Origin of the sequence: Pyxidicoccus fallax, from assembly GCF_012933655.1 — a bacterium.
GTDB classification, from domain to species: domain Bacteria; phylum Myxococcota; class Myxococcia; order Myxococcales; family Myxococcaceae; genus Myxococcus; species Myxococcus fallax.
In genome coordinates this window covers 1-5,688 of sequence record NZ_JABBJJ010000534.1, presented here as the reverse complement: position 1 = coordinate 5,688, position 5,688 = coordinate 1, and the positions used below count along the sequence as shown (strand labels likewise).

Sequence of the window (5,688 nt, the reverse complement as noted above, 5' to 3'; positions counted from 1 at the left end):
AGATCTGTATAAGAGACAGGTCCGCCGACGTGGGCGGGGCCAGCTCGAAGGTGGCCTCGTCCATGCCGAAGGTGAGCGGGGTGGCCGTGGGGGAGGTGAATTCCCCGTGGTAGTGGCGGCGGATGGCGCGCTCGATGGAGGACGCGGCCGCCACGACGACCTGGATGCGCTGGCCGGTGTGGAAGGCCAGCTCCTGGAAGGACTCCACGTTGGTGGGGTCCGCCGTGGCCACGGTGAGCAGCTTGTTGGCCGGGTCCGCCGCTGTGGGGAAGACGGTGTAGCGCTCGGCGATGTCCGCCCGCAGCGCCTGGAGGACCACCGGCGACGGCGTGTGCGCCTCCAGGTCCACCGTGGGAATGGTGAGCTGGCGCGAGAGGGCGTGCACCATGGAGTTCTCGTCCACGAAGCCCATCTGCACCAGGGTGAGCCCCAGCTTGCCACCCCATTTGCGCTGCTCGGCGAGCGCGGAGCGCAGCTGCGTCTCCGTCAGCAGTCCAGCGTCCATGAGAATCTCCCCGAGTCGGCGCTTGCGGCCAGGGAGGGAAACAGGGGGCGGGGTAGGCGAGCGGCTCACGGCCAGGCAGCATACCAGCGGACCGACATCGGGGCGCCGAAGACGCATTGGTACGGCCGGGTAGGAGCATGAAGGCGGGACTTGCGATACAACTGTCGGTGAATGACACGAAGCATCCTTCCTTTCCTCGTGCTGGCGCTCACCGCCGGCTGTGCTTCTCAGCGGTTGGCGGGCGCGGACCTGGACCGCGTGCGGCGGCCGGCCTTCATCTCCCGCATCGAGGATGGGGCCGGGCCCAAGAGCCTCGTGTTCCGAAAGGACTCCGCCTACGAGGCCAAGCTGAAGAAGCTGGAGCCGGTGGAGGCCGACCGGCGGCTGACGGTGAAGCTGCAGCAGGCGGTGACGCGCTTCGAAATCTCCGAGCGGCTGCGGGTGAACACGTTGACGCAGCTCCCCCAGGAGCAGCCGTGGACGCGCGTGGTGGACCCGGCGCGGGTGGCCTCGGTGCTGGAGAGCTTCCTGGTGGAGGAGGTGCCCGCCAACGCGCCGGACTATGACCTCGTCGGGCCGCTGGGCGCGGACACCATCGTCGAGTTCGTCGTCCAGGACTACGGCATGCGCAGCAAGGGCGGCCGCGCGGGCGCCTACGTGCGCGGGTACGGGCGCATGTTCACGCTGGATGGGCGCGCGGAGGTGTGGCGCCGCCCCTTCGAGGTGGACCAGGTGGCCGCGGGCGCCGCGCACCTGGACCCGTTCAAGGTGGGAAAGAATCCGGCCCTGTTCCGCGAGGCGATGACGGCGATGCTGGACGAGGTGGCCACCGTCTTCGTGAAGGACCTGACGCCCCGGGACAGGCGCGGTGGCGCGCCGCTGCCCGACATGCCCGCCAACGCCGCTCCGGACACCGTGCCCGGCGCCGCGAGCCAGCCTCCGCCCGAGCCGCCGAAGCCGCCCGAGAAGGAACTGCCCGCGGGCGAATTGCCGGACCCGGACCCGGAATAGCCCCGCGGCTTCAGAAGAGGGCGTGCTCCGCGAGGAGCACCGCCAGCCCCACGACGAAGCTGACCAGCGTGACGGGCAGGCCCACGCGCAGGTAGCCGAGAAAGGTCATGTTCACCTTCCCGCGCGCGGCCTCGAAGACGATGAGGTTGGCCACGCTGCCCACCAGGGTGAGGTTGCCGGCGAGCGTGGAGCCCAGGGCGAGCACGTGCCAGCCCAGCTCGACGTTCTGCAGCGTGGGCACCCACGTGCGCGCGAGCATGACGAAGGGCACGTTGCTGAAGAGGTTGGAGGCCACCAGCGTCAGCCCCGCGAAGCCGAGCGTCTCGCGCCAGGGCGGGCCGGCCATGAGGGGGCCGAACAGCTCGCGAATCTCCTCCGCCCAGCCGTGCTTGTTCACGCCGTACACCACGACGAAGAGGCTGGCGAAGAACAGGAGCAGCACCCAGTCCACGCGCTCCAGGGCCTCGCGCGGCTCGCGTCGGGACAGGGCCATGACGAGGGCGGCGCCAGCCAGGGCGCTCCAGCTCATGGGAAGCCCGGCGAAGAAGGCCGCCACCACGCCGAGCAGCACCACCAGGGTGAGCCACAGCAGGCCGCGGTCCACGGGGGGCGGGGGGGGGCGCGGCTCGAAGCGCTTCGCGGGCAGGTCGTCCCGGAAGATCCAGAGCAGGGCGCCGGTGACGATGGCGGTGGCAACCAGGGCGGGCAGGGCCATGTACGCGGCGAAGCTGGCGTAGGACAGGCCGGAGGCGCCCTGGATGAGCATGTTCTGCGGGTTGCCGGTGAAGGTGGCCACCGAGCCACTGTTGCTGCCCATGCACACCGCGAGCAGGTAGGGCACGGGCGGCAGCTTCGCGTCCTCCACCGTGGCGAGCACCAGCGGCGTGAGCATCAGGCACACGGTGTCGTTGACGAGGACGGCGGACAGCACCGCGGAGATGAACGTCACGGCCCCCAGCAGCAGCCGGGGCGTGTGCGCCTTGCGCACGGCCCAGGCACCCGCGGTGCGGAAGAAGGCCGCCTGGGAGAGGTACGCCGCCAGCAGCATCATCCCCAGCAGCAGGACGATGGTGTCCGCGTCGATGGCGTGCCGGGCGGGGTCGTCGCTGTGGTTGAAGACCTCGGCGGGGGTGACGACGCCGAGCACCACCATGAGCACGGCGCCCAGCAGCGCGCCGCCGGGCCGGTCCAGCCTGAGGAACGGAAGGCGCGCGCCGGCGATGAAGACGTAGGTGAACAGGAAGATGGCGAGGGCCACGGGGCGGCACCGTAGCCGAGTGCCGGCGCCCGCGCCTCAAGCGCGTTGTCCGTCCTCGTGCACACCTGTACAGTGCCCGCCCCATGAAGCCTGAGAAGGAAGCGGACGCCTTCGGAGGACCTCGGCGCACCCCCTGGAACGCGCCTCGCGGGCTGGACGCCGTCCTCCACGGGTGGCGCTCGGACCGGCAGCTCGCGTCCTGCTTCGCCCTCGACGAGGTGACGCCCGCCCGCGCCGGTGCCTTCGCGCCCATCCCCGAGGACGTGGCCCCCCAGGTCCGCGAGGCCCTCCAGAAGCGCGGCATCGAGCAGCTCTTCTCCCATCAGGCGGAGGCCTACCGGCTCGCCCGCGCCGGGCAGAGCCTTGTCATCGCCACGCCCACCGCGTCCGGTAAGAGCCTCTGCTACAACCTGCCGCTGCTGGACCGCTTCGCCCGCGAGCCGCAGGCCCGCGCCCTGTACCTGTTCCCCACCAAGGCCCTATCGAGAGATCAGGAGGAGTCCCTGCGCGCCCTGATGCGCGAGGCCGGCCTGTCCCACGGCGCCATCACCTTCGACGGAGACACGCCGGCGGACGCGCGCCGGGCGGCTCGCGAGCGCAGCGGGGTGCTGCTCACCAACCCGGACATGCTGCACACCGGCATCCTCCCGCACCACGCGAGCTGGGCGCGGCTGTTCTCCAACCTCCGCTACGTCGTCATCGACGAGCTGCACACGTACCGGGGCGTCTTCGGCTCGCACCTCGCCAACGTGCTGCGCCGGCTCCAGCGCGTGGCGCGCTTCCATGGCGCGGACCCCGTGTTCGTCGCGGCCTCGGCCACCATCGGCAACCCCCAGGCGCACGCGAAGCGGATGCTCGGACGTGAGGTGGCGCTGGTGTCCGAGAGCGGCGCCCCGGCCGGCGAGCGCCGCGTCATGGTCTTCAACCCGCCCGTGGTGAACGCGGAGCTGGGCATCCGCGCCAGCTACCTCAAGACGGCGGTGCGGCTGACGGCGGACCTGGTGCGCGCGGGCGTGTCCACGCTGCTGTTCGGCCAGTCGCGCAACAACATCGAGGTGATGCTCAAGTACCTCCGCGACCGCTTCGTCGAGGAGAAGCTGGACCCGAACCTCATCCAGGGCTACCGCGGCGGCTACCTGCCGGGCACGCGCCGGGCCACGGAGGCGGCGCTGCGCGCGGGCGAGGTGCGCTGCGTGGTGGCCACCAACGCGCTGGAGCTGGGCATCGACATCGGCTCGCTGGACGCGGTGGTGTGCGCGGGCTACCCGGGCTCGGTGGCGGCGCTGATGCAGCGCTTCGGCCGCGCGGGTCGGCGCGGAGCGGGAAGTCTGGCGCTCCTGGTGACGTCGAGCGCGCCGCTGGACCAGTACCTCGCGGCGGACCCGCGCTTCCTCGTCGGCGCGCCCGTGGAGCACGCGCGCATCGACCCGGACAACGTGGAGATTCTCGTCCAGCACCTCAAGTGCGCGTCCTTCGAGCTGCCCTTCGAGGAGGGCGAGCCCTTCGGAGACGTGCCGCCCGAGTCCACGGCGGAGGCGCTCGGCTTCCTCGCGCAGCACGAGGTGGTGCACCCCACGCTGGGCGAGGCGGGGCGCCGCGTCTACCACTGGTCCACGGACGCGTACCCGGCCAACCACGTCTCGCTGCGCAGCGTGGGCTGGGACAACGTGGTCATCATCGAGCGGGGCACGGACCGGACGCTGGCGGAGATGGACTTCCGCTCGGCGCACACGATGCTGCACGAGCAGGCCATCTACCAGCACGAGGGCGAGCAGTATCAGGTCGAGAAGTTCGACTACGAGAACCACAAGGCCTTCGTCCGCAAGGTGGCGCCGGACTACTTCACCGACGCGATGACGTACGTGCGCGTGCACGTCATCCAGGAGGACCAGGGCGCGCCCATGGGGCCGGACCTCCAGGCGGGCATGGGCGAGGTGTCCGTCATCGAGAAGGTGGTGGGCTACAAGAAGATCAAGTTCCACACGCACGAGAACGTGGGCTACGGCGACGTGGCCTTGCCGGAGATGCAGATGCACACCACGTCGCTCTGGCTGACGGTGCCGGAGTCGGTGGTGCGCTCGATGCGCGCGCCCCGGCCCACGGTCATCGACGCGCTGCGCGGAGTGGCCACGGCGCTGCGCACGGTGGCGTGCGTGGGGTTGATGATCGACCCGAGGGACGTGGGCAAGACGCTCGGCAGCCGCGACGATGCCGAAGGGCCTCCGCGCAAGGACGGGGGCGTGGGCTTCGACCCGACCATCTTCCTCTATGACAACGTGCCCGGTGGGGTGGGGCTGGCCGCGCGCCTGTATGACCAGCGCGACGAGCTGCTGCTCCGCGCGCGCCGGTTGCTGGAGTCGTGCGCGTGCGAGGACGGCTGCCCGGCCTGCATCGGCCCGGCGGCGGGAGCGACACCGGGGAGCGCACCGGTGGAGCCGTACCCGCGCAAGCGCCTGGGGCTGGAGCTGCTGTCGGCGCTCGGCGTCGCGGGGATGCAGTAGGCCGGAGGTGAGCCCGTGGACTTGAAGCGCAAGCTGGCTCGGCTGAATGGAGTGGGGCCCGGGGGCAGGGCGCCCACGAAGGCTCCCGTGACGGCGGGCCCGGAGGAGGGCACTGGCGCGCCGGAGGCGGCTCCCGCTTCGGCTCAGGCTCCCGCCTCGACGCACGCCCCTGCTTCGGCTGAGGCTCCAGCCTCGGAAGAGGCCCGTGAGAACCCCGCGGTGCCTCGCTGGAACGCGGGCTCGCTCACCGATGCCTCGCGCGCTCCGGTACCCGCCACGCCTGCGGCTTCGGCCCCTGCGGAAGCTCCCCGCCCGCAGGACCCGCGCATCGCGGCTCTCCGCCGGATGCTCGCGGACTGGTCGCAACGGCAGGAGACCTCCTCCGCCCGCCGGGCCGCGCCTCCCGCGCCCCC

4 protein-coding genes are annotated in these 5,688 nt (G+C 71.5%); 2 read left to right on the top strand and 2 right to left on the bottom strand.

The genetic code is table 11. The annotated features are described in order from the left end of the window. On the bottom strand, positions 1-505 hold a 505-nt coding region (locus HG543_RS50930), incomplete at its 3' end, for a GspE/PulE/PilB domain-containing protein (RefSeq protein WP_169352227.1). Between the two features lie 171 nt (positions 506-676). Here HG543_RS50930 and HG543_RS50925 point away from each other — a divergent pair. Continuing rightward, positions 677-1,516: a hypothetical protein gene (locus HG543_RS50925; RefSeq protein ID WP_171818695.1), complete on the top strand. Its 840-nt coding sequence runs from the start codon at positions 677-679 to the stop codon at positions 1,514-1,516. Between the two features lie 10 nt (positions 1,517-1,526). On the opposite strand, the gene HG543_RS50920 is transcribed toward HG543_RS50925, so the two are convergent. Then, entirely contained in the window at positions 1,527-2,774 is a 1,248-nt protein-coding gene (locus HG543_RS50920) for an SLC13 family permease (RefSeq protein WP_169352226.1), read from the bottom strand. Between the two features lie 83 nt (positions 2,775-2,857). Between HG543_RS50920 and HG543_RS50915 the strand changes: the two genes are divergently transcribed. Beyond that, positions 2,858-5,275 carry a DEAD/DEAH box helicase gene (locus tag HG543_RS50915; protein WP_246357893.1) on the top strand — a complete coding sequence of 806 codons (2,418 nt, stop codon included), beginning with the start codon at positions 2,858-2,860 and terminating at the stop codon, positions 5,273-5,275. Positions 5,276-5,688 lie beyond the last annotated feature (413 nt).

What these genes read in the sequence shown, in the direction of transcription:
- HG543_RS50915 (WP_246357893.1), top strand. Translation starts at nt 2,858, where the DNA reads ATGAAGCCTGAGAAGGAAGCGGACGCCTTCGGAGGACCTCGGCGCACC.
- HG543_RS50925 (WP_171818695.1), top strand. Translation starts at nt 677, where the DNA reads ATGACACGAAGCATCCTTCCTTTCCTCGTGCTGGCGCTCACCGCCGGC.